This is a genomic window from Vibrio sp. 10N.261.55.C5 (assembly GCF_041470505.1).
In the GTDB taxonomy this organism is placed as follows: domain Bacteria; phylum Pseudomonadota; class Gammaproteobacteria; order Enterobacterales; family Vibrionaceae; genus Vibrio; species Vibrio crassostreae_C.
Genome location: NZ_JBFRMS010000057.1, coordinates 24,256 through 50,335, shown reverse-complemented (window position 1 = coordinate 50,335; position 26,080 = coordinate 24,256). Strand labels below are relative to the sequence as shown.

The window sequence follows — 26,080 nt, the reverse complement described above, 5'->3', positions numbered from 1 at the left end:
AGGCTATATTTGATGTTAGAGTTACTGTTCTTACTTTTGCCCATCGCAGCCGCTTATGGCTGGTATATGGGTAATCGTAACGCTCAGCAAGAAAAACAAAAGCAATCACACCAGATCTCCCGTCAATACGTGACGGGTTTGAACCTATTACTGTCAGATCAATCTGACAAAGCGGTTGATCACTTTATTGAACTGCTTCAAGTAGACAATGAAACCATCGATACTCACTTGGCTTTGGGCAACTTGTTCCGCTCAAGAGGCGAAGTCGACCGCGCTATTCGTATTCACCAAAATCTCATCTCTCGTTCGGGGCTTACCCTCGATCAGAAAAATCTCGCACTGCAACAATTAGCTAAAGACTACATGGTCTCTGGCTTCCTTGATCGCGCTGAAAAAATCTTTGAACAACTTGTAGAAGAACCTGACCATAAAGAGGGCGCTTTACAGCAGTTGGTGGCTATTTATCAGCAGACCCGTGAGTGGAACAAGGCTATCCATTACGGAAATATCTTAGTTAAGCTCGGCAAGAAAAAAATGAAGATGCGTGCCACAGTCGCGCATTTCTGGTGTGAGCTTGCAATGCAAGAACAAGCCGATGGTAATCGTTCTAAAGCGCTTCAGCATTTTAAGAAGGCGCTTTCTGAAGACCCTAAATGTGTTCGCGCAAGTATCGCACTAGGGAAGTTCCACTTAGCGAACGAAGATTACCAAAAGACAATTGATTGTCTTGAATCGGTACTTGAACAAGATATCGATTTTATCAGTGAGGTGTTGCCAACCCTTGCTGAGTGTTACCACAAGCTTGGACAAGAAGCTCAATTGGTCGAGTTCCTCAAAGCGTGTATTCAGAAGAAAGCCGGTGTATCTGCCGAACTGATGCTGGCGCAATTGGTTGCTCACCATGAAGATGTAGGCTCTGCTCAAGAGTTACTGACAAAGCAGCTTGTTAAAAATCCAACCATGAAAGGTTTTTATCGATTAATCGATTACCACCTAGCGGAAGCAGAAGAAGGCCGAGCAAAAGACAGCTTAACCACACTTCAATCTATGGTTGGTGAACAGCTTAAGGTTAAGCCTCATTACCGTTGTCGTCAGTGTGGTTTCTCGACACACTCTTTGTATTGGCACTGCCCTTCATGTAAAGGGTGGGGGACGATCAAGCCTATTCGTGGGCTTGATGGTGAATAGATTTGTGGTCACTTTAAGACCAAATTATTAATTGCAGCTTTCGGGCTGCATTTTTATGACTGTTATTTATCACCTGCTTAGGTGATTAGAAATTTTTAGAAAGTTAACTGCGTTAGGAGATGAAATGAACGACCAAAAAATCATTGTAGCCTTGGATTATGATAATCAAGCGGATGCGTTAGCCTTTGTCGATCGAATTGACCCAGCATCTTGCCGCCTAAAAGTGGGCAAAGAGATGTTTACCCTGTTTGGCCCTGAATTTGTTCGTGAATTACATAAGCGTGGTTTCTCAGTATTTTTAGACCTTAAATTCCACGACATCCCGAACACATGTTCAAAAGCAGTCCGTGCTGCCGCTGAACTGGGTGTTTGGATGGTGAACGTACACGCAAGTGGCGGTGAGCGTATGATGACGGCTTCTCGCGAAATCTTAGAACCTTATGGCAAAGATCGTCCACTGTTAATCGGTGTAACGGTACTCACCAGTATGGAGCAATCTGACTTAGCGGGTATCGGTCTGGATCTTGAACCACAACAACACGTGATGCGCTTGGCTTCTCTAACGAAAAACTCTGGCTTAGACGGTGTTGTATGTTCTGCACAAGAGGCTTCTTTGCTTAAAGGTGCACTTGGTCAAGAGTTCAAGCTAGTTACTCCAGGTATTCGTCCTGTCGGCGCAGATGTTGGTGACCAGAAGCGCATCATGACGCCTTCTAAAGCGATTGAATCAGGTTCAGACTACCTTGTTATTGGTCGTCCGATTACGCAAGCGATAGACCCTGCTGCTGTACTTGCAGAGATCAACGGTACGCTTGCTTAAGTCTATATTTGGATTGAGATATAAATAAAGAAGGCCAGCAAATTGCTGGCCTTAATTTTTAGTCTGGATTAGTCTAAACTGGACTGAATGTTCTGTGTGGAGCCTAAACCGGAGCACCACTATGGAATTTGAAGTCGCTGTCTTCTGAAGTGATAAGATCAGCTTCTACTTGAGCAAAATGCGAAATACGCTCTGAAATATCTTTCCCTGCGATCTGTTCTGCTAGCTCAAGGTAATCTTGGTAGTGGCGAGCTTCTGAACGAAGTAGAGACACGTAAAACTTCTTCATGTCTTCTTCCAAGAAAGGAGCCAATTTAGCGAAGCGCTCACAAGAGCGAGCTTCAATAAACGCACCGATGATAAGCTTATCAACCAGAGCATCAGGCTCGTAAGTCTTAACTTGTTTGATCAAGCCCTTAGCGTAACGACCCGCCTCGATTGGCTGGTAAGTCACGCCTTTCTTCTCCATCAACTCCATGACTTGGTAGAAGTGATGCAGCTCTTCTTTGATCAGTAAAACCATCTTATCGATTAGGTCAGCACCGTAATTACAGCCTTCTTTCGCTGTGATTTGCTTGGATACGTTGCTTTTACCACGCAGAGACTCTAAGTCTCCGATACGACGGTAAGCAAATTGCTCGTATGGCAAAATCCATTCATTCAGTTGCTTCGCGCTTTCTTTATCGACGGCGTACTTGCGAATAAGGAATAAAGCACTCTGTGCCGCCTTAAGTTCACACAGCATGTGATCGCGTAGAATGATGTGAAGATTTTCTGGCTTTTTGGCTTCATCTATCCATGAATCTGGCGTTTCGGCTTTAAGAAAAGAGTGGATTGGAGCGAGTAATTCTTGATACATGGTCAGGGAAAGTTTGTTGATAATGCGGGGATTTTATCACAGCTCAAGAGATCTCCCTATACAGAGAAAGGAAATTCAACAGCTACAAAAAAGGCCGCCTATTTAATGTAAATAAGGCGGCCTTTAAGTGTTGAGTTAGACTGTTACCATTTCTTCTTCTGACCGAAGAGGGCATCCATATCGTCTTCTCGTTCTTTAGATTCCATCTGCTGCAAATCTTGAGCGTTTTTGTCTTGGCGTTTCTGGTCAAGCTCGTTAAGCATCTGTTGAAGCTTTTCTTTGGCTTGATTAGAGTACGAGTCGTTCTTAGTCGCCAAAGCATCAATACCTTTGCGTAATAGCTGAATCGCTGTTCCCGGTTGTCCGCGAGAAATCGAATCGTTTGCACGTTTGATAACATTTTCAATGTTAATACGGATTTGAATTGTTTCTAGGCGAGCATTTTCAACCACATAAGCTTGAGTCTCGAAACGGCCTTTATTGTGCTCGTTGCGCACCGTATCACGCAGGCGTTTAACTAACTTAAGCATCATGATCGCTTGCTTGTCACTACTTGGTACGCGGAAAGCGGTACTCTCGCCACCTTTGTAGTTCTCTTTTAGCTGAGTGATTTGTTGTTTTACGCTTTCAATGCGTTGGGCAAGCTGCTTATTTTTTGGATCGAGTTGATACATGTTTTCTAATGCATCAAGAATTCGATTGTTTAAGCATACAAGAAGATCTTGGCTAAACGGCATGTGATGAGCGTTGCCAATCAGTTCTTCTGTACCGTCAATAATGGTTAGATAACGAGAAGCTTCCTGTTTCTTCGCTGTTTCTACCTTAACTTTATATTGAAGCATGATGTTGTAGCCTAAAATTAACACCAAAAGAACGGCTACTAAGACGATTATTAAACCAATATTCATATATTTGAGTCTGCTTATTATTTTCTATAGCTAACTGGAGAGGATACACGATTCCATTGTGTATCGGCACTCGTAAATTGCAATTTCTGATTATCTCTTGTTGAGCGAAATCGGCAATCAAAACTTACCAACTAATGTATGAGAATGAGGGTTGGGTTGCAAAGCGTTAGTGATGTTTTTGTTTGTTAAGCTAGAAAAACTCAATTTTCCTGTCATTTTTGTGTTCGAAGCGTTATAACTATTAATTATATTACACGCGACTATAACGCTCTCTTTGCAAATAAGTTAGCACAGAAATGAGTAAAGGATTACGAGGTTAGATATGAAGTTACAGCAACTGAAGTACATTGTTGAGGTTGTAAACCATAACCTAAATGTTTCAGCTACAGCAGAGAGTTTGTACACATCTCAGCCTGGCATTAGTAAGCAAGTTAGATTACTTGAAGACGAACTAGGCATTCAGATTTTTGAGCGTAGCGGCAAGCATCTAACGCAGGTTACCCAAGCGGGTGAGGATATCATTCGTATCTCTCAAGAGATTTTGGCGCGCGTTGAAAGCATTAAAGCGGTAGCGGGTGAACACACACATCCAGAGATGGGTACATTGAATATTTCAACGACTCATACTCAAGCTCGTTATGCACTGCCTGATGTGATTAAAGGTTTCACGGCGCGCTATCCAAAAGTATCGCTTCACATGCACCAAGGTACGCCAAGCCAAATGTCAGAAGCCGTCGCTAAAGGTACAGCGAATTTTGCGATTGCAACGGAAGCGCTACACCTTTACCAAGATGCGATTATGCTGCCTTGTTACCACTGGAACCGTTCGATCGTCGTGACCAAAGATCATCCCCTGGCACAGAAGCGTAATATCACGATCGAAGATCTTGCGGCTTACTCTCTCGTGACTTATGTATTTGGTTTCACTGGCCGTTCTGAGCTTGATACCGCGTTTAACAAAGTAGGTTTAACACCGCGTGTTGTGTTTACTGCGACCGATGCAGACGTAATCAAAACCTACGTTCGTATGGGCATTGGTGTTGGTGTAATTGCAAGTATGGCTATTGACCACGAGCAAGATACTGATTTGGTTGCGATTGATGCGAGCCATCTATTTGGTGCGAGCACAACCAGCATTGGTTTTAGAAAAGGCACCTTCTTGCGTTCTTACATGTTTGATTTCATGGAGCGTTTTGCACCGCACTTAACTCGCCCTGTGGTTGAGCAAGCTATTTCTTTGAAATCGAATGAAGAGATCGAAGAGATGTTTAAAGATATCGAGCTGCCAGTTCGTTAATCTCGTCGTGTAAATCTAGATTCTTATTCGGCCTGTATTTGCAGGCCGTTTTTCTTTTGGGCTTTTAGTTTTCGTTTTCTTTATCGAGCCTTTCCATTTCGACCTCTTACCCCTACAATCCACGCATCATAGGGGGAAGCATGCATTCACGATTTAAAATACTCGATTCATTTTTGCTAGAGCACCAGATTTACTGGCGTTCAGAGCCTTTTCACCTATGCCAAACTCAACAGCAGCCGTGGAAAGAGGTCAATCGTCCACTCGTTGATTGGTTAGAAAGCTTAGATAATGAAAGCATTCAAACCTTAAAAGAGCAGCCTCAGCTTTTGATTGAGGAACTGACTCGTTTCCTACCTGAATTAGAAACTGCTACCCAAAACATCCAGTTCGATAACACTGCTTTGGTTGGTTTAGACCTCCCACGTGGTACTGCTGATGGTATTCCTGGTCGAAAGCTACATCAAATTGTCGCAATGGGCGAGGCTGCATTATGCCATCACCATGGCAAAGAGTGGCTCGAATGGTGTTCTGGTAAAGGCTTTCTTGGTCGAATCCTATCTCAGCAATCGGATCAAAAAGTCACTAGCTTTGAATGGCAGCAATCGTTATGCGAAAGCGGACAAAAGATTGCGGATGACCAAAAGTTAGCGATGAATTTTGTTCAAGGAGATGCGTTTTCAGACAAGGCCGATGACGTGTTTAACTCAAACCAACATGCCGTAGCCCTTCATGCTTGTGGCGATCTTCATGTTGAGTTAGTTAAAAAGTCAGTGTCACACGGGCTACCCGCGGTCACGATTTCCCCTTGTTGCTATCATCTTATTCGAGACGAAAACTACCAAGCGATGTCTTCTGTCGCGAAAAAATCAGTATTAACGTTAAGTAAGAGCGATTTAAGAATCCCGCTTCAAGAAACCGTCACTGGTGGTGAAAGAGTAAAGAGACATCGTCAACTAGAGATGAGTTACCGTTTGGGTTTTAGCCAACTGCTTAAGGCTGAACTCCATATTGACGAATACATCCCTGTACCGAGCATCAAAAAATCAGAGTTACCTGAGGGTTTTGAATCCTTCTGCCGCTGGGCATCTGAAGTGAAAGAGCTATCGCTGGGTTCAGAGATTGATTTTGACTCTTATTTAGTTCAAGGCGAAGCGCTTTTCTGGGAAATGGAAAAGCTGAGTTTGGTTCAACAAGTCTTTAGACGACCATTAGAGATATGGCTGGCTTTAGATCGCGCTATCTATCTGCAAGAGCAAGGTTATGAAGCTACGATTGAAGAGTTCTGTGAACGCAGTATTACGCCAAGAAATCTATTGATTCATGGGGTTAAAATCGAGCGCTAGTGGTAAACCGTACTGTTACGTGTTTTTACGAACTAAATCCATTAATGCAAAAAAGCCAGCGCGACATAATGTCGTACTGGCTTTTTGTTTAATGTGTATGAGTTAACTGAACGCTTCAACGAGAAGATTATTGCGTTCAGTTAGTCATTACATCATTAGTTAAACATTGCGATTGCTTCTGCTGGGTCTACGTATTCAAGGTCAAAGCTTTCTGCAACTTCTTTACAAGTTACTTTACCGTGAATAACGTTTAGACCTTCTAGGAAGCCTTCATCAGATAGAAGTGCATCGCGGTAGCCTTTGTTCGCTAGCTTAACAATGTAAGGAAGTGTTGCATTGTTTAGTGCGTAAGTTGAAGTACGAGCAACAGCGCCAGGCATGTTTGCAACACAGTAGTGAACTACGTCATCAACAATGTAAGTTGGGTCTGCGTGAGTGGTTGCGTGAGAAGTCTCGAAACAACCGCCTTGGTCGATTGCAACATCAACAACTGCTGAACCTGGCTTCATCTTAGCGATGTGCTCTTTTGTAACCAATTTTGGAGCTGCTGCGCCAGGAATTAGTACTGCACCAATTACTAGGTCTGCTTCTAGAACATGCTTCTCAATGGCGTCTTCAGTAGAATAAACCACTTTTGCGCGACCTTGGAATTCTTCATCAAGTCGACGCAGTGTATCTACGTTACGGTCAAGAATTGTAACATCAGCGCGAAGGCCTACAGCCATACGTGCTGCGTTAGCACCTACAACACCGCCACCAACAACAACAACTTTTGCTGGTTCAACACCTGGAACGCCACCAAGAAGAAGACCACAACCACCGTTAGATTTCTCTAATGTTTGTGCACCTGCTTGAATAGACATACGACCAGCTACTTCAGACATTGGTGCTAATAGTGGCAAGCGACCCATATTATCTGTTACAGTCTCATAGGCTACGCAGACAGCTTTGCTCTTGATAAGCTCTTCAGTTTGTGGAAAATCTGGTGCAAGGTGTAAATAGGTAAATAATATTTGCCCTTCGCGAAGCATAGCTCGCTCGACAGCTTGAGGTTCTTTAACCTTTACAATCATCTCTGCTTTCGCGAAAACGTCAGCAGCAGTAGGAAGAATGGATGCGCCTACAGCGATGTAATCATCGTCTGAAAAACCGATACCAGTACCGGCATTGGTTTCTACAAAAACTTGGTGGCCGTGTGAGATTAGTTCTCTCACGCTAGCTGGGGTCATACCAACGCGGTATTCGTGGTTCTTGATTTCCTTAGGTACGCCAATGATCATCCTGACTCCTCATTTTATTTTGGTTGTTTTATCTATGTGTAGGGTAATTCTGTCGAATTAATATCTAGTATAGATAGGTTTAGATAAAATTTGATACTGAATATTAAAAAGTTGTAGTATATTTTTTTGCAAGGAAGTAATAAGGTGGAATAAAAAATGGCAGACAATTATAAGAAGCCGTCCAAGGAACTAGATCGTATTGACCGCAACATTCTTAATGAGTTGCAAAAAGACGGTCGTATCTCAAACGTTGAACTCTCAAAACGAGTAGGACTTTCTCCAACTCCATGTCTTGAACGTGTTCGTCGTTTAGAACGTCAAGGTTACATTACTGGGTACACAGCGTTGCTGAACCCACAGTACCTTGATGCTTCACTTTTAGTGTTTGTTGAAATTACGTTGAACCGTGGTGCGCCAGATGTGTTCGAACAATTCAACACCGCTGTGCAGAAACTGGATGACATCCAAGAGTGTCATTTAGTGTCGGGTGATTTTGACTATCTTCTAAAAACACGTGTATCTGATATGGGTGCTTACCGTAAGCTACTGGGTGATACGTTACTTCGTCTACCGGGCGTAAACGACACTCGAACTTACGTAGTAATGGAAGAAGTGAAACAAACCAATCAACTTGTGATTAAAACTCGTTAGTCACAATTGGTGAAATGAAAGAAAGCGGACATTTGTTCCGCTTTCTTGCTTTCTGGAATTGGGTTTTTCTGTTTGATATGGTTAAATCAACAGTAGTTTCATTGAAACGAGCGGCTTTGGCCGCTCGAGATGTTTTTATCCCGTTTAATTATTAAGTTGGTTTATGTTCAAGCAGAGCAGTAATAAAGTAGAAACAATCATTAAAACGAGTGAAGAGCCTCAGTCTCCTCGTTTGAGTGGTTCTCAACGTCTCAAAGAGTGCAGTCTGATTCTCGGTGTTCTCTTCTCTATTCTACTTGCCGTTGCGTTATTAACTTTTAGTCCTGCAGACCCATCATGGTCGCAAACGGCGTGGGGTGGTGACATTCAAAATGCGGGTGGCTACCTAGGTGCTTGGTTGGCGGATACGCTTTTCTTCGTATTTGGCTCTTTGGCTTACCCTCTGCCTATCTTAGTGACGGTTGCTGCGTGGGTTTTATTCCGCAAACGTAATGAAGACGAGCAGATCGACTTCATGCTGTGGGGCACTCGCTTACTTGGCCTGACTATCCTAATTCTTACGAGTTGTGGTTTAGCGGATATCAACTTTGACGACATCTGGTACTTTTCATCCGGTGGCGTGGTAGGTGACGTTTTAACAAGCCTTGCACTTCCAACGTTGAATGTTCTTGGTAGTACGCTGGTTCTTCTTTTCTTATGGGGGGCTGGCTTTACTCTATTAACCGGTATTTCTTGGTTAAGTATTGTGGAATGGTTGGGTGAATGTGCCATCAAATTCTTCACGTCTGCTGTTAATAAGGCTCGTGGACAAGACCAAGAGCTGCTTGAGCCTCAATTAAGAGAATCAGCAGACCGCGATTTAATCGAAGAACGTCATCACCAGCATCAAGCGCCAACTTACCGCGATGTTCCTGCTATAGAAGGCAACAAAGAATCAACAGAGCATGATCCGCTAGATCCTGCGATGAGTTTTTCTGCGACCAATGATTCGTCAGACGTGGCGACAAATGCGCGAGACAATGCTGCATCGCCGAAGCGTCATTACAATATTCACATGCCTGTTGAGGCGCCAGCGAAGCAAGAAGCTTCAGAACAAGAAGAACCTCAGGTTCAGCGCCAACCTCAAGTTGCACCTGCGTCGATCCCTGTAGCACCTGTTTACAAAGCGCCAGAAGAACCGTTAGAAGAAGGTATTGAGCGCTCGAAGCAGCTTAATGCCACTATCGAGCAGCTAGAAAACGCCGCTATGTATGAAGATGATCTTGCGGAGCAAGAACAGGTTGATGCGCATGAATCTCAAATCGCGTATCAGCAATACATGCAGAATGAGCAACAAGACGTTACCTCTACTGATATGGCTCTTGAAAGTGCAGAACCAGAGATCAATAGCTCGCCAGAAGTAACGAATGAATTCGATGTTGAAGATGTTCAGCCAGAATCTCTATACGCTTCACCAATGGGTGAGCCAGAAGCAACTGTGGAAGACGATTTCTCTGCACAAGCTTCACCATTTGATGTAACGGAAGAGCAAAGCTACCAACAGGGCTCAGAGCTTGAATCAGAACAGGCTGAAGCTGAATTAGCTGACGCAGCATTAATCGAAGAACAGTTTGAACCTTTCCCTTATCAAGAAGAACATTCAGAACCTGAACAGCCAACAGCGCAAAACCTAGAGCCAACTATTGATCTTCCTTGGGAAGAAGTAACGGAAGAAGAACCTGCGCATCAAGATCAAGATGTCGCCGCATTCCAAAGCATTGTCTCTGAAGCACAAGCGAATATGGCAGCGGCGCAGAACCCGTTCTTGGTTCAACAAGATGTTAATTTACCGAAGCCTGCTGAGCCATTACCAACACTTGAATTGTTATTCCACCCTGAAAAGCGTGAAACCTTTATTGACCGTGACGCATTAGAGGCAATTGCTCGTCTTGTTGAATCTAAGCTAGCGGACTATAAGATCAAGGCAGATGTGGTTGATATTTTCCCAGGTCCAGTAATCACTCGATTCGAGCTGGATCTTGCTCCAGGTGTGAAAGTAAGCCGTATTTCGGGCCTTTCTATGGACTTAGCGCGTTCGCTCTCTGCATTGGCAGTACGTGTCGTAGAAGTGATTCCGGGTAAACCTTATGTTGGCTTAGAACTGCCGAATATGAGTCGCCAAACGGTATTCTTCTCAGACGTGGTTGCTAGCCCTCAGTTCCAAGAAGCGAAATCGCCAACGACAGTGGTTCTAGGACAAGACATCGCTGGTGAAGCCGTTATTGCTGATCTATCGAAAATGCCTCACGTTCTGGTTGCAGGTACAACCGGTTCTGGTAAGTCGGTAGGTGTGAACGTAATGATTCTGAGTATGCTTTACAAAGCATCACCGGAAGATGTTCGCTTCATCATGATCGACCCGAAAATGCTTGAGCTATCGGTTTATGAGGGTATTCCTCATCTATTGTCTGAAGTGGTAACCGACATGAAAGATGCGTCGAACGCCCTTCGTTGGTGTGTTGGCGAGATGGAACGACGTTATAAGCTGATGTCAGCATTAGGCGTTCGTAACATTAAAGGTTACAACGATAAGCTTAAGATGGCAGCGGAAGCGGGTCACCCAATTCACGATCCACTGTGGAAGCCGGGCGACAGCATGGACCCAGAAGCGCCATTGCTTGAGAAACTGCCTTACATTGTGGTTATCGTTGATGAATTTGCCGACCTAATCATGGTGGTTGGTAAGAAGGTTGAAGAACTGATTGCACGTTTGGCACAAAAAGCACGTGCGGCGGGTGTTCACTTGATTCTAGCGACGCAACGTCCATCAGTGGATGTTATTACTGGTCTTATTAAAGCGAACATTCCAACCCGTGTGGCCTTTACGGTATCAACTAAAACGGATTCACGAACTATCCTTGACCAAGGTGGTGCGGAATCACTATTGGGCATGGGTGATATGCTTTACTTGCCTCCTGGTTCTAGCCATACAACTCGTGTTCACGGTGCCTTTGCATCTGATGACGATGTACACGCAGTCGTGAATAACTGGAAAGCGCGTGGTAAGCCAAACTATATTGATGAAATCACCAACGGCGAACAAACCCCAGAAACCTTGCTTCCGGGTGAGAAGATGGAAGGTGATGAAGAGGTCGATCCTCTGTTTGATCAAGTGGTAGAACACGTTGTTCATTCACGTCGTGGCTCAGTTTCAGGCGTACAGCGTCGATTCAAGATTGGCTACAACCGTGCTGCACGTATTGTCGAGCAACTTGAAGCTCAAGGTATCGTAAGTGCTCCAGGTCATAACGGTAACCGAGAAGTCTTAGCACCAGCGCCACCAAAAGATTAGTTCCGGTAGGAACTCATAACTATTCAGTCGGTCAAATCGAAAATATGACCGACTTATGTTCTAACAGGATTATTGATGAAAAAAGTATTCGCACTTTTATTTATGAGCTTCTCAGTGTTTGCTTCTCCGAAAGAAGAGTTGAGTAGCCGCTTGGCATTAAACGCAGGCTTCAGCGCTGACTTTAAACAAGTCGTGACCAGCCCTGATGGTGATGTTGTTATGGAAGGTGAGGGCACGGTAGAGATTGCACGCCCAAGCCTATTCCGCTGGGAGACCACGTTCCCTGATGAAAACTTGTTGGTATCTGATGGCCAAAGCTTGTGGTACTACAGCCCGTTCATTGAGCAAGTGAGCATTTATTGGCAAGAGCAAGCGACATCACAGACACCTTTTGTCCTGCTTACACGTAACCAAGAAAGTGATTGGGATAACTATAATGTGGTGCAAACGGGTAACCAATTCACGCTAACGCCAACTGCTGTCGATTCTAATCAGGGCGACTTCCAGATTAATATCACCGAAAAGGGCATTGTTCAGGGCTTTAATGTGATTGAACAAGACGGTCAAAAAGGTGAGTTTACCTTTAGCAATGTTGATTTGGGTAAACCTGCAGCAGACCGCTTTACTTTTGTGGCACCGGAAGGTGTCGAGGTCGACGACCAAAGAAACTGATCTAAACAAGCAGATCGTTTGGTAGTACGTCGATAGGCATTAATGCCATCAACGAATCAAGAGATTGCAATTGAGTAATTACAGCTTAGATTTTGCGGGGGACGAAGATTTTCGTCCCCTTGCTGCTCGTATGAGACCGGAAACTGTCGAACAGTACATCGGTCAGCAGCATATATTAGGCCCAGGTAAACCACTTCGCAGAGCGTTGGAAGCGGGCCATATCCACTCGATGATTTTGTGGGGGCCTCCGGGCACCGGTAAAACGACGTTAGCCGAAGTTGCAGCAAACTATGCGAATGCTGAAGTGGAACGCGTATCGGCGGTAACCTCGGGCGTAAAAGACATTCGTATTGCAATTGAAAAAGCGCGCGAGAACAAGCAAGCAGGGCGCAGAACCATCCTGTTTGTGGACGAAGTCCATCGCTTTAACAAAAGTCAGCAAGATGCTTTTCTGCCTCATATCGAAGATGGCACCGTGACCTTTATTGGTGCGACGACAGAAAACCCATCTTTTGAACTGAACAACGCTTTGTTGTCACGTGCGCGTGTCTACAAACTGACGTCCCTGAACACAGATGATATTTCTCTTGTCATTCGCCAAGCGATTGAAGATAAGCAACGTGGGTTAGGTGATGTGCCTGTTGATTTTGCTGATAATGTTTTAGATCGCCTTGCAGAACTGGTTAACGGCGACGCGCGTATGTCGCTTAACTACCTTGAACTGCTGTATGACATGGCAGAAGACAACGATAAAGGCGAGAAAGCGATAACCTTGCAGTTGTTGGCTGAAGTGGCTGGTGAGAAAGTCGCTCGTTTCGATAACAAGGGTGATATTTGGTACGACCTAATCTCCGCGGTTCATAAGTCAATTCGTGGCTCAAACCCTGATGCGGCCTTGTACTGGTCAGCACGAATGATTGCTGCGGGTTGTGATCCTTTGTATATCGTTAGACGCTTGCTGGCGATTGCTTCTGAAGATATCGGTAACGCTGATCCTCGCGCCATGCAGGTAGCGATGTCGGCTTGGGATTGCTTCACGCGCATTGGCCCTGCTGAAGGGGAGCGTGCGATTGCGCAGGCGGTTGTTTATCTCGCATGTGCACCAAAGAGTAACGCCGTTTACACCGCGTGGAAGCAAGCGTTAACAGATGCTCACAATCTTCCTGAATATGAAGTGCCGCATCATTTGCGAAATGCACCGACAACTTTGATGAAGGACATGGGCTACGGGCAAGAATACCGTTATGCTCATGACGAACCAGGAGCCTACGCCGCTGGTGAAAAGTATCTGCCTCCTGAAATGGGAGAGAAGCAATACTATTTCCCAACAAAACGAGGCTTAGAGACCAAAATTGGCGAGAAGCTAGATTATCTGGCGGATTTGGACGCAAAAAGCCCACAAAAACGCTATGAAAAGTAGTCTTTTTTGGATATCGTTACCTAGTCATAAAATTTCAATTAAATCGTTATAAATTGGTCGAAATAACACCAGTTTTAGGGGTTTAGCAGTGATTCAGTAGCAAGCTACTGAATATTCAAATAACTAAAGCATAGGATTAGCAATGCTGGATTCTAAATTACTTCGAGCTGAGCTGGATGAAACAGCGGCAAAATTAGCACGTCGAGGCTTCACCCTTGATGTAGAGACAATTCGTGAACTTGAAGAAAAACGTAAGTCCCTTCAGATGAAAACTGAAGAGCTACAAGCGTTACGTAACTCTCGATCGAAGTCCATTGGTCAAGCGAAAGCAAAAGGCGACCATGAAGAAGCTGAGCGTATCCTTGCAGAAGTAGGCAACTTAGGCGCAGAACTAGACCAAGCTAAAGTAGCATTGGCTGATCTTCAATCTGAGCTAGAAACGATCACAATGTCTATTCCTAACCTACCTGATGCAGAAGTGCCAGATGGTAAAGATGAAGAGGATAACGTAGAAGTTTCTCGTTGGGGTCAACCTAAGACTTACGACTTTGAAGTGAAAGATCACGTCGATCTTGGCGAAATGTCTGGCGGTCTTGATTTTGCTAGCGCAGTTAAAATCTCGGGTTCTCGTTTCATCGTGATGAAAGGCAAATTTGCACGTCTACACCGTGCTATTGCTCAGTTCATGCTGGACCTTCACACTGATGAGCACGGCTACACAGAAATGTACGTACCGTATCTAGTGAACCACGATAGCCTTTACGGTACTGGTCAACTTCCTAAGTTCGGCGAAGACTTGTTCCACACAAGCCCGCTAACTGAGCAAGTAAGTGACGTACCTCTTAAGACTCTATCGCTTATCCCTACTGCGGAAGTACCGGTAACGAACATGGTTCGTGACACGATCACTGATGAAGCTGAACTGCCACTTAAGATGACAGCTCACACGCCGTGTTTCCGTTCTGAAGCGGGTTCTTACGGTCGTGACACTCGTGGTCTTATCCGTATGCACCAATTCGATAAAGTTGAATTAGTACAAATCACTAAGCCAGAAGACTCAATGGCAGCGCTTGAAGAGCTAACTGGCCACGCTGAGAAAGTACTTCAACTTCTAGAGCTTCCTTACCGTAAAGTGATTCTATGTACAGGTGACATGGGCTTCGGTTCTGCGAAAACTTACGACTTAGAAGTATGGGTTCCAGCACAAGAGACTTACCGTGAGATTTCTTCTTGTTCAAACATGTGGGATTTCCAAGCGCGTCGTATGCAAGCTCGTTTCCGTCGTAAAGGCGAGAAAAAACCTGAACTTGTACACACACTAAACGGTTCTGGTCTTGCTGTTGGTCGTACTATGGTTGCTATCCTTGAGAACAACCAAGAAGCAGATGGCCGTATTGCTATCCCAGAAGTACTTCAACCATACATGGGCGGCGTAACGCACATCGGTTAATTAGATTGATTAAGCATTAGGTTACTTATAAAACCCAGCCAACAGGCTGGGTTTTTTATTGCCTATAGAATAGTGCAGTGGCGAGAAATAAATAATTTTTGTTACCTATGTGTAATAGTGTTTTATTGATTTTGATAATTATTACAATCCTTAAATGTGGCTATAATATGCTCTTACCGCGGTAGGTATAGATTTTCTCGTTCAAATACTGAGGAGGGCTTATGGCCGTAGGATGGGCTGGTGACGATAGCAGGGCGGGATCGCACTTTGTTAACAAATATGATCTAATAGCGTCAAACCCTTAGCTAGACAGCCATTTTGAACTTAATTGAGCACCTATCCGTCATCGAAGATACTCGTTCTGACATTAACCAAAAACATGACCTTATTGACGTTATGTTCCTCGTTATTAGTGCTATTGCATCTGGGTGCGAAGGATGGCAAGACATTGAATTTTATGGGGAAGAGAAGTTAAGCTGGTTAAGAAAGTACAGGCCATTCAAACATGGAATCCCCCGACGACACACAATAGCACGCATATTACGCTCAGTTGTTGCGGAGTCATTGCTTGAAGCGTTGGCCTTGTGGATAAACGAACAAAGAGCCAACCAAAATAAACCCATAATCGCATTCGACGGAAAAGTCCTGCGTGGCTCTTATCGAAATGACAGGAAAACAGCGTTGCAGTTGGTCACGGCATATGACACTGAGCGTGGCCTTGTTCTGAGCCAAAAACCGACGGAAAACAAGAATGGCGAGATCAGTGTTGTGCGCCAAATGCTTGATGTTATAAATGTAAAAGGCAGTGTGGTCACGATTGATGCGCTGCATTGCCAGCGCGAAACCCTAGAGAAGATAAAAGAAAAGAAAGCGCATGTTGTTGTTCAAGTGAAGAACAACCAACCGAAACTAAGAGCGGCTGTTGTTGAACAGTTTCAGGCTATCTTCGATGCTAGGAAAGAGAAAATAGTCACTGAAATCAAAGAGACACATCATGGTCGTAACGAAGAGCGATACGTTTTTCAACTTAAGGCTAAGTTGCCCGAAGAACTAGCAAAGAAATGGCCGACGGTAAGAAGCATTATAGCAGTGGAACGCCACCGAGTGATAAACGGGAAAGGCACCGTAGATACGTCATACTACATAAGTTCCATGTCGCCGAATCACAAATTACTTGGTCATTATATTCGTCAACACTGGCGAATTGAAAACAGCCAACACTACGTATTAGATGTTGTTTTTAAAGAGGATAGCTCTCGAATCACTTTGGATGGTGCCGTTGAGAACATAGCGTTGTTCAGACGCTTTGTAATGAACATGCTTAAGCAATGTGATTGCGGTGCGCCAAGTCAAAAGGTGAAGTTGAAAAAAGCGGGATGGAACGATGATTATCGGGCACGAGTCTTCTTTGGGTTATAAATTGAACAAAGTGTGCTCCCGCCCTGGTGACGATAGTGTCAGCCAGCAAATACAAAATACCATTGATGATGAGATCTCTCGTGTAAGAGGAAACCTTCGAGGTGGTGAGGGTTTGCGTTATTGTGATGAGTGTGGTGATGAGATTCCGGAACAAAGACGACGCGCGATCAAAGGCGTTCGTTTGTGTATAGAATGTCAGTCAATATTAGAGCATGACGTACATCGACATTCATTGTTTAACCGTCGAGCAAGTAAAGATAGCCAATTACGTTAAACTGACGGTTACCTTCAAGCAGTTAAGGCCTTACTTTTATGTAAGGCCTTTTAGTTTAATTAAATGATTTATTAATGAAGATATATAGAAATAATCGTCGCTCTTGTTTAGAGCAATAAACGCCTTATTTAAAGCAATGAGTATTTTGTAATGCAGTGTCGATAGCAGCGACCAATTGCTCAATATGTTGTGGTTTGATAATAAACGGAGGCATCATATAAATTAGCTTACCAAACGGACGGATCCAAACGCCTTGCTCTACAAAGTGAGCTTGGATGGTTTCCATATCGACAGGTGTGTGGGTTTCAACGACGCCAATCGCGCCCAACCAGCGAACGTCTTTGACAAGATCATGCTCTCGCAATGGTGGTAGCAACTCAGAGAAAAGCTGTTCGATCTGTTGAGTTTGATTTTTCCAATGACCTTGCTCGATGATGGATAAACTTGCCGCACCGACTGCGCAAGCTAATGGGTTACCCATGAATGTTGGCCCGTGCATAAAGCAGCCCGCTTCACCGCCACATACCGTGTCAGCAACTTCTTTACTCGCCAGCGTCGCTGACAATGTCATATAACCACCAGTTAAAGCCTTGCCTACGCATAAGATGTCCGGTTGAACATCGGCATGCTCACAAGCGAATAGTTTCCCTGTACGGCCAAACCCGGTCGCAATCTCATCCAAGATCAGCAATACGTTGAATTCATCACACAGTAAGCGAACTTGTTTTAGGAACTCAGGGTGGTAGATGCGCATGCCACCAGCCCCTTGAACGATTGGCTCTAAGATCACCGCTGCGACTTCTTGATGGTGTGCTGCCAGCTTTTCTTTAAAACTATCGATGTCACTTGAGTTCCACTCATCCCAAAAGCCTGTTTTTGGTGAATCAGCGAAAATATGTTCCGGTAAAAAGCCTTTGTAGAGGCTGTGCATCGAGTTGTCAGGGTCGGTCACTGACATCGCCGCAAAGGTATCACCGTGGTAGCCATCTCTTAGTGTGAGGAACTTTGAACGAGGTTGTCCTTTAGCGTGCCAATATTGCAGTGCCATTTTTAGGCTAACTTCTACGGCTACTGAACCTGAATCGGCCAAAAATACATGCTCAAGATTACTTGGCGCGAGATTCAAAAGCTTCTTACATAGATCGATAGCGGGCTGGTGGGTGATACCACCAAACATAACGTGTGAAACCTTATCGATTTGACTGTGAGCCGCAGCATTTAGCTCAGGGTGATTGTAGCCGTGGATGGTTGACCACCAAGATGACATACCATCAATAATTCGTTTTCCGCCTTCTAATTCTAGGTGAACACCGTCTGCGTTGGTGACTGGATAGCAGGTCAGAGGTGTTAACGTTGATGTGTAGGGATGCCAGATATGCTGGCGATCAAAGGCGAGATCCATAGTAACTTCCATTCTTGGTGCGGTTAAAAAACAACCATATGTAAACTTTTGATATTATCAATGTGTTGACAGTCTAAAGCTTGTCGGTAGACTAGCCAAGCATAAATGCAATCTCTATTGATAGAGATGAAACATCAAATAATAAAAAAGGATCGACACGTGGAAGTTCGTCATGACTGGACAGTTGCTGAAGTAACAGCGCTGCTTGAAAAACCGTTTATGGATTTAATGTTTGAAGCTCAAGTGGTTCATAGACAGTACCAAGAGCACAACCACGTGCAGGTGAGTACGCTTCTATCGATTAAGACCGGTGCTTGTCCTGAAGACTGTAAGTATTGTCCTCAAAGTGCTCACTACCGAACGGATGTCGACAAAGAACGCCTAATGGAAGTAGAGCGTGTTTTGCATGCGGCGCAAAAAGCCAAGAACGCGGGCTCGACTCGTTTCTGTATGGGCGCGGCGTGGAAAAACCCGAAAGAACGCGATATGCCTCACTTGACTGATATGATCAAAGGTGTGAAAGGTATGGGTCTAGAAACCTGTATGACACTAGGCATGTTAACCCCTGATCAAGCTGGCGAGTTAGCGGATGCAGGCTTGGATTACTACAACCATAACCTTGATACGTCTCCCGAGTTTTACGGCAGCATCATCACCACTCGTACTTACCAAGATCGTTTAGATACGCTATCTCACGTACGTGATGCCGGTATGAAGATCTGTTCTGGTGGCATTATTGGTATGGGCGAAAGTACCAATGACCGTGCAGGCCTGCTGGTAGAGCTAGCGAACCTTCCGGTACACCCTGAGAGTGTGCCAATCAACATGCTCGTGAAAGTGAAAGGCACACCGATGGAAAACGTCGATGATGTTGAATCTTTTGACTTCATTAAGTTGATTGCGATTGCTCGTATCATGATGCCAATGTCAGCGGTTCGTCTATCTGCAGGTCGCGAGAATATGAATGAACAGATGCAGGCGATGTGCTTCATGGCTGGCGCGAACTCTATCTTCTACGGTTGTAAGCTACTGACTACGCCAAACCCAGATGAAGACACGGACATGCAGCTGTTTAAGAAGTTAGGCATCAACAGCCAACAAGTGGCTCAGAAGCCTGATGAAATTCAAGAAAACGAACTGTTAGATCAAGTAGTGGAGCGCGTTGCTGCTCGTCCAACGAAAGATGACATGTTCTACGATGCCACTGTTTAAATCCCGTATCAAAGATGCCCTTGTTCAACGCCGTGAGCAGGGGCTAACTCGTCAACTTAAAGTGCTCGAAAACAGTAATGGTCCTTTGCTTAATTGCGAAGGTTCTCGCTTTATTAATTTTTCGAGTAATGATTACCTAGGCTTGGCGAACGACCCTGAATTGGTAGAGGCGTGGCAAGCGGGGCTTTCCCTTTATGGTGCTGGCAGTGCGGCATCGCCATTGGTCACGGGTTTTAGTCCTGCTCATAGAAATTTAGAAGCTCAGCTGTGTGAATGGTTGGGCTTTGAACGTGCGATTCTCTTTAGTTCTGGTTTCAGTGCGAACCAAGCCTTGTTGTTTTCTCTGCTCGAAAAAGACGACTCTCTGCTGCAAGACAAGCTTAATCACGCCTCTTTGATGGAAGCGGGGATGCTTTCTCATGCAACCATGAAACGCTTTAAACACAACGACACGCAGCATCTAGAGTCTCTATTAAGCCGATCTCTACAATCCTTGGTCGTCACTGAGGGCGTATTCAGCATGGACGGCGATCAAGCGCCTCTCAGCCAGATATCTAACCTGACTCATCAATACGACAGTTGGTTGGCGGTTGATGATGCCCACGGTATCGGCGTATTAGGTGATAAAGGAGCTGGGAGTTGCAGTGCAGCACAAATCTCCCCCGATATTTTGGTGGTGACCTTTGGCAAAGCATTTGGCGTTTCTGGTGCTGCGATTCTTTGTTCGTCAGAAGTGGGTGATTACTTAACTCAGTTTGCTCGTCATCATGTGTACTCGACGGCGATGCCACCTTCACAAGCGGTGGCTTTATCTCATGCCTGTAAGATGACTCAAACTCAAGAGTGGCGCCGAGAAAAGCTGACTGAGTTAGGGTCTCTCTATGCAGAGCAGGTGAGCGGCTTGAAAGGCTTTGTGGATACTCAGACTCCGATTAAGCCATTTGTGATCGGTGAGGCTCAGGCTGCGCTCTCCGTTGCAGAAGAATTAAAGCGCAACCAAGTTTGGGTGACCGCAATAAGGCCGCCAGCCATACCTGCTGGAACTGCTCGATTACGAATCACGTTAACAGCTAACCATAGCCCAAAACAGATTCTCCAGTTAACCAGGTCGTTGCATCAAGCCATTGAACGAAACATCGACTTAAGCACTGAACCGGGTATCCATCCAAGCTTTGAATCAAATAAAGAGGCTCAGTAAATGTCACAAGAAGCAGTAGTGCATAATTACGTTGGCCAAGATAAGAGTGCGATTGCCGAAGCCTTTGGTAAAGCGGCAACAACCTATGACAAACACGCTGAATTTCAACGCGATGTTGGCCACCGATTACTGGATAAATTACCCAGCGATCTGTCAGGCTTTAAGGTGCTGGATCTAGGTTGTGGTACTGGCTATTTCTCCGAGCAACTTGTAAAACGAGGCGCCGAAGTGGTTTGCGCTGATCTTTCTGTTGGAATGCTAGCAACAGCAGAGAAGCGGTGTGGTGCATCTGTATCTTTATATCAACAAGCCGATGCCGAACAATTGCCGTTTGAAGATGGGTGCTTTGACATCGTTTTCTCTAGCCTTGCGTTGCAATGGTGTGACGATTTGTCGTCGCCTTTGAGAGAGATGAAGCGTGTTACAGCGGCTGGTGGGCGTGTTATTTTCTCAACTTTGCTTGATGGGTCGCTGTTTGAACTGAAAAAGTCGTGGTCCAAAATTGACGCACATCAACACGTTAACCATTTTATTACAATCAATAAGGTAAAAATTGCGTTAGCGCAATCTAGCTGTACCGTTCATCAACTAGACTTGCCCACCATCACCGTTTGGTACGACACTGCGTTTGAACTGATGCGCGACCTTAAAGGTATCGGCGCTAATCACGTAAGTGGTCGCTCACAAGGTTTAACAAGTCGTCGCATGTTGCAGCTTGTTGATCGGGAATATCGAGAGTTTAAGAACCATCAAGGTTTCTTACCAGCAACATATCAAGTTTGTTTAGGGGTTATTCAATTATGATTGATGCATTATTCATTGCAGGTACGGATACCGAAGTGGGAAAAACTGTGGTTTCAAAAGCGATTCTTCAAGCTTTGGCCGCACAAGATTTATCAACAATTGGTTACAAGCCAGTTGCTGCAGGGAGTGAAAAATCCCCTGAAGGACTACGTAATAGTGATGCACTGCATCTTCAAGAAGCGGCGACGCAAGATATTGCTTACGAAGACGTCAATCCATACGCGTTGTTGCTACCATCATCGCCTCACATCGCTGCTAAGCATGATGGTGTTGTAATTGATGAGGCGGTATTATCAGCGAAGCTAGAAGAGCATAAGAAAAACTCTGACATCGTGTTAGTTGAAGGTGCTGGTGGTTGGCGAGTCCCGGTTTCAGACGATGAATATCTTTCTAGCTGGGTTAAAAAAGAGCAACTGCCAGTGGTACTGACTGTGGGTATTAAACTTGGTTGTTTGAGCCACGCTCTATTAACGGCAGAAGCGATTCGTGCTGATGGCCTAAACCTAGTAGGTTGGGTCGCAAACCGTATCAATCCAGGTACTGAGCACTACGCAGATATTATTGCGATGCTTGAAGATAAGTTAGGTGCACCTAAGTTAGGTGAAATCCCTTACGTCCCAAAAGCGAAGTCTAAAAACATTGGTAAGTACATTGATGTGCAGCCTTTGCTTGCGCTTTAATTACCACGTTATGTACTAAATAAGAAAAGGGCTGCGATTGCAGCCCTTTTGCTATTTTAAGCCTTTAGACCTTGAGTTGATAAACAACCGGTCTTTTAATAAACAAGCTTAGAACTAATGTTCTTTAGTCAGTCCCATTAAAGCTTGCTGAGTTTCTGTGATTTTTGTCTGTGCCGTTTGCGGTGTTAGGATTCCAACCTGCTTTTTCGCTTCTTCTTCAGTAATCCCTAGGTGACAGCACAGTAAATCGATAGCCATTTGAGTGTTAGTACCTTCAACCATGATCCTTTCCTTTTTGTACATGGACTAGCCAATAAATCATCTGAAGTCACTGTAAACGGATTGTTATATCGACACCATACGACTTAGGTCTAATAGAGTGGATTTAATTCGGATACGGTCTCGTAATCAAATGTTGCAATTTAATGCTTAACCTTGTTTTCTTAATCTAAGACTATATGTATAAGTAAGTATAAGTCTTCAAGGTTGGAATCTATTGCTGTCTGCCTTGTCTATAACAATAAGTTTTATAAAAACAGCTTTCATGCGGAGATAAGTAATGAAGCGAGTAATGTTGTTCCTTGCAACTAACCTAGCGGTTGTATTGGTACTAAGTGTTGTTCTTAATGTTGTATACGCAGTTACAGGTATGCAACCCGGTAGCCTCTCAGGTTTATTGGTGATGGCTGCGGTATTTGGTTTTGGCGGCTCATTCATTTCATTAATGATGTCGAAGAAAATGGCGCTACGCTCGGTAGGCGGCATGGTCATTGAAAGCCCACGTAACGAAACAGAACATTGGTTGATGGAGACGGTAAGCCGTCAATCTCAACAAGTTGGTATTGGTATGCCAACAGTGGCGATCTACGACTCGCCAGACATCAACGCATTCGCGACAGGTGCTAAGCGTGACGATTCATTGGTAGCAGTATCAACAGGCCTGCTGCACAACATGACGCGTGATGAAGCTGAAGCAGTATTAGCGCATGAAGTGAGCCACATCGCGAACGGTGATATGGTGACCATGACGTTAATGCAAGGTGTAGTGAACACGTTCGTTATCTTCCTATCTCGTTTTATCGCCAACATTGTTGCGTCGAATGACAACGAAGAAGAGGGTGGCAGCAACATGATGGTGTACTTCGGTGTGTCTATGGTGTTGGAATTGGTATTTGGTTTCTTAGCAAGCTTCATTACGATGTGGTACAGCCGCCATCGTGAGTTTCATGCCGATGCAGGTGCTGCGCACTTGGTAGGTAAAGAGAAGATGATTGCAGCGCTCGAGCGTCTAAAAGTGAGCCACGAGCCACAATTAGAAGGTTCTATGATGGCGTTTGGTATCAACGGTAAGAAGTCTCTAACTGAGCTTCTAATGAGCCACCCGCCGCTAGACAAGCGTATTGCTTCTCTACGTAACATGTAATCGCTACGTATTCTTCAGTCGCTAATCGACAAGATACATTTGAAAGGCTTCCTTCGGGAGGTCTTTTTTGATCTTGGCATCTAAGACAGTAAGTATTCGAGGAATAGGTGTCTGGCGATAGAGGGTTACTGGTGATGAAGCATTACGATATTGATTGGTTGATATCGCACGGATTGAGATGAGTAGGGTAATGATACTGGGTTGCTTTGTATTATTTTGCTGACGTCTCTTGTGCTCAATACACTTTGTTCCGCTCAACAAAAAGGCTTCCACATGGGAAGCCTTAGTCTATTCTGTGATTCGAAATTCGAACCTTACAGTTTGTCAGTTAGCTCGATTGCTTGGCCGATGTAGTTCGCTGGAGTCATCTCTTTCAGGCGAACTTTCTCGTCTTCAGGGATCTCAAGACCATCGATGAATGCACGCATGCCTTCGCCATCTACACGTTTACCACGAGTTAGCTCTTTTAGCTTCTCGTATGGTTTTTCGATGCCGTAACGACGCATTACTGTTTGTACTGGTTCAGCCAATACTTCCCAGTTCTTGTCTAGTTCAGCAAGTAGCGCAGCGCGGTTAACTTCAAGCTTGCTAATACCTTTCAGAGTCGAAGTGTATGCAATGATTGCGTAGCCAACACCCACACCTAGGTTACGAAGAACCGTAGAGTCAGTTAGGTCACGTTGCCAGCGAGAAACTGGAAGTTTCTGTGCTAGGTGGCCAAATACAGCGTTAGCTAGACCAAGGTTGCCTTCAGAGTTTTCGAAGTCAATTGGGTTAACTTTATGCGGCATTGTCGAAGAACCGATTTCGCCAGCAATAGTCTTCTGCTTGAAGTGACCAAGAGCGATGTAGCCCCAAACGTCACGGTCGAAGTCTAGAAGGATAGTGTTGAAACGAGCAATTGCATCGAATAGCTCAGCGATGTAATCGTGAGGTTCGATTTGAGTTGTGTACGGGTTCCAAGTTACGCCAAGAGATTCAGTGATGAACTCTTCGCTAAACTGGTGCCATTCAACTTCTGGGTATGCAGAAAGGTGTGCGTTGTAGTTACCTACAGCACCGTTGATTTTCGCTAGGATCTCAACGTTTTCGATTTGCTTGTATTGACGTTCCATACGGTACGCAACGTTAGCCATCTCTTTACCCATAGTAGAAGGAGAAGCTGGCTGACCGTGTGTACGAGACAGTAATGGAATATCACGGTACTCGTTCGCAAGTGCTTTGATAGCATCAATTACGTTACGGATTTCTGGAAGAATCACTGTGTCACGAGCTTCTTTAAGCATAAGCGCGTGAGAGGTGTTGTTGATGTCTTCAGAAGTACATGCAAAGTGAATAAATTCGTTTACAGCGTGAAGTTCAGGAACGCCAGCAACTTTCTCTTTCAAGAAGTACTCAACCGCTTTAACGTCGTGGTTAGTCGTGCGCTCGATCTCTTTGATACGTAGAGCATCTTCTTCGCTGAAGTTAGCGGCTAGTTCATCAAGAAACTGGTTAGCTTCTGCACTGAACGCTGGTACTTCTTTGATTGCATCAGTTGCTGCAAGCTTTTGTAACCAACGAATTTCAACGATAGAGCGGTACTTTAGTAGTCCAAACTCACTAAAGATGCTGCGTAATGCAATAGTCTTACTTCCGTAACGGCCGTCTACTGGTGAAACAGCAGTCAATGCTGACAGTTCCATGGTGTTCTCCTGAATTGAGTTTTCTAAATTTTGAGAGGTTTATACCAGTAACAATCTCAATTGTCACGCACATTGCGCAATCGTTTGCGTGAGAGTTGTGTTGATACAAAAAACAAGCTCGCGACGAGGCGCGAGCTAATAAACTACATTCGAGCTAGTAGGATTTGAGCCTGCTCGATCATCTTCTTACGACCGAAGATAAGGTGGCGACGTTTACCGCCAACTTGACGCCATAACACAGCGCTTCGAATCCCTGATAGAAGCAGTGCGCGAACCTTATGTTGGCTCGATGTCTGCTGAAGTACAGACGGAGTACCAGAAACCTGAATGCGAGGGCCGATAGGGCTGACGACATCAAGGTAGATACTTGCAAGGTTGCTGATCATTTGCTCGTCAAACAGATCAAAGTGTTCAGTTTGGCGCTCTGCAGTTTGAATGCGGTCACCAAGCTGAGACATAGAGTCGTTGCGAGAAGACAGCTTACGCTCAAGCGCCATCAAGCTGATGATGTAACGCGTGATATCGCTACCTGCTGGAGTACTATCGATACCTTTTACTAAGCACTCAAGGCCAAGCTTTAGGTTCGCTTCACGTCCAAATACGCCCACGGTATTCGATGGGTTGGTATTTAAAATGGCACTGAGTGAAGCTTCAAAGGCATCTTTATCACAATGGCCGTCTTTCGCTACTTGTTGAACCAAAGCCACAGCTTGGCAAATTCCGGCGAAAGCAATAGTACGGTCATAAAGTGTATTAGCCACGTA

The 26,080-nt window shown here is 44.7% G+C and carries 23 protein-coding genes; 16 read left to right on the top strand and 7 right to left on the bottom strand.

The genetic code is table 11. The annotated features are described in order from the left end of the window. Nucleotides 1-12: 12 nt before the first annotated feature. Nucleotides 13-1,188, top strand: a complete 1,176-nt coding sequence (lapB, locus tag AB4263_RS20290; RefSeq protein WP_017060240.1) for a lipopolysaccharide assembly protein LapB — start codon at nt 13-15, stop codon at nt 1,186-1,188. A 124-nt stretch (nt 1,189-1,312) separates the two neighbouring features. Beyond that, complete coding sequence (pyrF, locus tag AB4263_RS20285; protein WP_017060241.1) at nt 1,313-2,008, top strand: orotidine-5'-phosphate decarboxylase; 696 nt, start codon at nt 1,313-1,315, stop codon at nt 2,006-2,008. Between the two features lie 103 nt (nt 2,009-2,111). On the opposite strand, the gene miaE is transcribed toward pyrF, so the two are convergent. Both miaE and AB4263_RS20275 read right to left on the bottom strand, forming a co-directional pair. Beyond that, nucleotides 2,112-2,867, bottom strand: a complete 756-nt coding sequence (gene miaE, locus AB4263_RS20280; protein WP_102393839.1) for a tRNA isopentenyl-2-thiomethyl-A-37 hydroxylase MiaE — start codon at nt 2,865-2,867, stop codon at nt 2,112-2,114. A 143-nt stretch (nt 2,868-3,010) separates the two neighbouring features. Continuing rightward, a complete protein-coding gene (locus tag AB4263_RS20275; protein ID WP_372098782.1) occupies nt 3,011-3,775 on the bottom strand; it encodes a DNA repair protein in 765 nt (254 codons plus the stop codon). A 322-nt stretch (nt 3,776-4,097) separates the two neighbouring features. On the opposite strand from AB4263_RS20275, the gene cysB reads away from it, so the two are divergent. After that, nucleotides 4,098-5,072: an HTH-type transcriptional regulator CysB gene (gene cysB, locus AB4263_RS20270; protein ID WP_017060244.1), complete on the top strand. Its 975-nt coding sequence runs from the start codon at nt 4,098-4,100 to the stop codon at nt 5,070-5,072. Nucleotides 5,073-5,212: 140 nt separating this feature from the next. Next, nucleotides 5,213-6,415: a methyltransferase gene (locus AB4263_RS20265; protein WP_372098781.1), complete on the top strand. Its 1,203-nt coding sequence runs from the start codon at nt 5,213-5,215 to the stop codon at nt 6,413-6,415. A gap of 155 nt (nt 6,416-6,570) precedes the next feature. Here the strand turns inward: AB4263_RS20265 and ald are convergent, their stop codons facing one another. Continuing rightward, a complete protein-coding gene (ald, locus tag AB4263_RS20260) occupies nt 6,571-7,695 on the bottom strand; it encodes an alanine dehydrogenase (protein WP_017065311.1) in 1,125 nt (374 codons plus the stop codon). 156 nt (nt 7,696-7,851) lie between these two features. On the opposite strand from ald, the gene lrp reads away from it, so the two are divergent. From lrp to AB4263_RS20225, 7 genes are all read left to right on the top strand, one after another. Next, nucleotides 7,852-8,346: a leucine-responsive transcriptional regulator Lrp gene (gene lrp, locus AB4263_RS20255; protein WP_004734558.1), complete on the top strand. Its 495-nt coding sequence runs from the start codon at nt 7,852-7,854 to the stop codon at nt 8,344-8,346. Between the two features lie 163 nt (nt 8,347-8,509). Next, nucleotides 8,510-11,677 (top strand): DNA translocase FtsK 4TM domain-containing protein, encoded by a 3,168-nt coding sequence (locus AB4263_RS20250; protein WP_372098780.1) that lies wholly within the window; start codon nt 8,510-8,512, stop codon nt 11,675-11,677. Nucleotides 11,678-11,752: 75 nt separating this feature from the next. Beyond that, nucleotides 11,753-12,349 (top strand): outer membrane lipoprotein chaperone LolA, encoded by a 597-nt coding sequence (lolA, locus tag AB4263_RS20245; RefSeq protein ID WP_372098779.1) that lies wholly within the window; start codon nt 11,753-11,755, stop codon nt 12,347-12,349. 64 nt (nt 12,350-12,413) lie between these two features. Continuing rightward, a complete protein-coding gene (locus tag AB4263_RS20240; protein ID WP_017060249.1) occupies nt 12,414-13,769 on the top strand; it encodes a replication-associated recombination protein A in 1,356 nt (451 codons plus the stop codon). A 142-nt stretch (nt 13,770-13,911) separates the two neighbouring features. Beyond that, entirely contained in the window at nt 13,912-15,219 is a 1,308-nt protein-coding gene (gene serS / locus AB4263_RS20235; protein WP_372098778.1) for a serine--tRNA ligase, read from the top strand. A 318-nt stretch (nt 15,220-15,537) separates the two neighbouring features. Beyond that, nucleotides 15,538-16,638 (top strand): ISAs1 family transposase, encoded by a 1,101-nt coding sequence (locus AB4263_RS20230; RefSeq protein WP_136987121.1) that lies wholly within the window; start codon nt 15,538-15,540, stop codon nt 16,636-16,638. Then, nucleotides 16,604-16,912, top strand: coding sequence for a DksA/TraR family C4-type zinc finger protein (locus tag AB4263_RS20225; RefSeq protein WP_372098777.1), 309 nt, complete (start codon nt 16,604-16,606; stop codon nt 16,910-16,912). The genes AB4263_RS20230 and AB4263_RS20225 overlap by 35 nt, the downstream gene beginning before the upstream one ends. A gap of 124 nt (nt 16,913-17,036) precedes the next feature. On the opposite strand, the gene bioA is transcribed toward AB4263_RS20225, so the two are convergent. Then, nucleotides 17,037-18,314, bottom strand: a complete 1,278-nt coding sequence (bioA, locus tag AB4263_RS20220) for an adenosylmethionine--8-amino-7-oxononanoate transaminase (protein WP_372058558.1) — start codon at nt 18,312-18,314, stop codon at nt 17,037-17,039. Between the two features lie 159 nt (nt 18,315-18,473). Between bioA and bioB the strand changes: the two genes are divergently transcribed. From bioB to bioD, 4 genes are read left to right on the top strand one after another with little or no spacing between them, the layout of a single operon-like run. Continuing rightward, complete coding sequence (gene bioB, locus AB4263_RS20215; protein WP_136974658.1) at nt 18,474-19,526, top strand: biotin synthase BioB; 1,053 nt, start codon at nt 18,474-18,476, stop codon at nt 19,524-19,526. Then, entirely contained in the window at nt 19,513-20,724 is a 1,212-nt protein-coding gene (bioF, locus tag AB4263_RS20210) for an 8-amino-7-oxononanoate synthase (protein ID WP_372098787.1), read from the top strand. The genes bioB and bioF overlap by 14 nt, the downstream gene beginning before the upstream one ends. Further along, the gene (bioC, locus tag AB4263_RS20205) at nt 20,725-21,528 is read left to right on the top strand and encodes a malonyl-ACP O-methyltransferase BioC (protein ID WP_017060254.1); all 804 of its coding nucleotides are present in this window, start codon (nt 20,725-20,727) and stop codon (nt 21,526-21,528) included. Then, nucleotides 21,525-22,208, top strand: coding sequence for a dethiobiotin synthase (bioD, locus tag AB4263_RS20200; protein ID WP_017060255.1), 684 nt, complete (start codon nt 21,525-21,527; stop codon nt 22,206-22,208). The genes bioC and bioD overlap by 4 nt, the downstream gene beginning before the upstream one ends. 114 nt (nt 22,209-22,322) lie before the next feature. Here the strand turns inward: bioD and AB4263_RS20195 are convergent, their stop codons facing one another. Beyond that, nucleotides 22,323-22,490: a hypothetical protein gene (locus AB4263_RS20195; RefSeq protein WP_017060256.1), complete on the bottom strand. Its 168-nt coding sequence runs from the start codon at nt 22,488-22,490 to the stop codon at nt 22,323-22,325. A 277-nt stretch (nt 22,491-22,767) separates the two neighbouring features. Here AB4263_RS20195 and htpX point away from each other — a divergent pair, with 277 nt between their 5' ends. Further along, on the top strand, nt 22,768-23,631 hold the full coding sequence (gene htpX, locus AB4263_RS20190; RefSeq protein WP_372090168.1) for a protease HtpX: 864 nt from the start codon (nt 22,768-22,770) through the stop codon (nt 23,629-23,631). Between the two features lie 314 nt (nt 23,632-23,945). On the opposite strand, the gene purB is transcribed toward htpX, so the two are convergent. Further along, nucleotides 23,946-25,316, bottom strand: coding sequence for an adenylosuccinate lyase (purB, locus tag AB4263_RS20185; RefSeq protein WP_372098776.1), 1,371 nt, complete (start codon nt 25,314-25,316; stop codon nt 23,946-23,948). A 143-nt stretch (nt 25,317-25,459) separates the two neighbouring features. Continuing rightward, nucleotides 25,460-26,077 carry a high frequency lysogenization protein HflD gene (hflD, locus tag AB4263_RS20180; protein WP_017060259.1) on the bottom strand — a complete coding sequence of 206 codons (618 nt, stop codon included), beginning with the start codon at nt 26,075-26,077 and terminating at the stop codon, nt 25,460-25,462. Between the last annotated feature and the right edge of the window lie 3 nt (nt 26,078-26,080).

Excerpts from the sequence above, each read along its gene's own strand:
- lapB (WP_017060240.1), top strand. The coding sequence starts at position 13 with ATGTTAGAGTTACTGTTCTTACTTTTGCCCATCGCAGCCGCTTATGGC.
- pyrF (WP_017060241.1), top strand. The coding sequence starts at position 1,313 with ATGAACGACCAAAAAATCATTGTAGCCTTGGATTATGATAATCAAGCG.
- miaE (WP_102393839.1), bottom strand. The coding sequence starts at position 2,867 with ATGTATCAAGAATTACTCGCTCCAATCCACTCTTTTCTTAAAGCCGAA.
- AB4263_RS20275 (WP_372098782.1), bottom strand. The coding sequence starts at position 3,775 with ATGAATATTGGTTTAATAATCGTCTTAGTAGCCGTTCTTTTGGTGTTA.
- cysB (WP_017060244.1), top strand. The coding sequence starts at position 4,098 with ATGAAGTTACAGCAACTGAAGTACATTGTTGAGGTTGTAAACCATAAC.
- AB4263_RS20265 (WP_372098781.1), top strand. The coding sequence starts at position 5,213 with ATGCATTCACGATTTAAAATACTCGATTCATTTTTGCTAGAGCACCAG.
- ald (WP_017065311.1), bottom strand. The coding sequence starts at position 7,695 with ATGATCATTGGCGTACCTAAGGAAATCAAGAACCACGAATACCGCGTT.
- lrp (WP_004734558.1), top strand. The coding sequence starts at position 7,852 with ATGGCAGACAATTATAAGAAGCCGTCCAAGGAACTAGATCGTATTGAC.
- AB4263_RS20250 (WP_372098780.1), top strand. The coding sequence starts at position 8,510 with ATGTTCAAGCAGAGCAGTAATAAAGTAGAAACAATCATTAAAACGAGT.
- lolA (WP_372098779.1), top strand. The coding sequence starts at position 11,753 with ATGAAAAAAGTATTCGCACTTTTATTTATGAGCTTCTCAGTGTTTGCT.
- serS (WP_372098778.1), top strand. The coding sequence starts at position 13,912 with ATGCTGGATTCTAAATTACTTCGAGCTGAGCTGGATGAAACAGCGGCA.
- AB4263_RS20225 (WP_372098777.1), top strand. The coding sequence starts at position 16,604 with ATGATTATCGGGCACGAGTCTTCTTTGGGTTATAAATTGAACAAAGTG.
- bioA (WP_372058558.1), bottom strand. The coding sequence starts at position 18,314 with ATGGATCTCGCCTTTGATCGCCAGCATATCTGGCATCCCTACACATCA.
- bioF (WP_372098787.1), top strand. The coding sequence starts at position 19,513 with ATGCCACTGTTTAAATCCCGTATCAAAGATGCCCTTGTTCAACGCCGT.
- bioC (WP_017060254.1), top strand. The coding sequence starts at position 20,725 with ATGTCACAAGAAGCAGTAGTGCATAATTACGTTGGCCAAGATAAGAGT.
- bioD (WP_017060255.1), top strand. The coding sequence starts at position 21,525 with ATGATTGATGCATTATTCATTGCAGGTACGGATACCGAAGTGGGAAAA.
- AB4263_RS20195 (WP_017060256.1), bottom strand. The coding sequence starts at position 22,490 with ATGGTTGAAGGTACTAACACTCAAATGGCTATCGATTTACTGTGCTGT.
- htpX (WP_372090168.1), top strand. The coding sequence starts at position 22,768 with ATGAAGCGAGTAATGTTGTTCCTTGCAACTAACCTAGCGGTTGTATTG.
- purB (WP_372098776.1), bottom strand. The coding sequence starts at position 25,316 with ATGGAACTGTCAGCATTGACTGCTGTTTCACCAGTAGACGGCCGTTAC.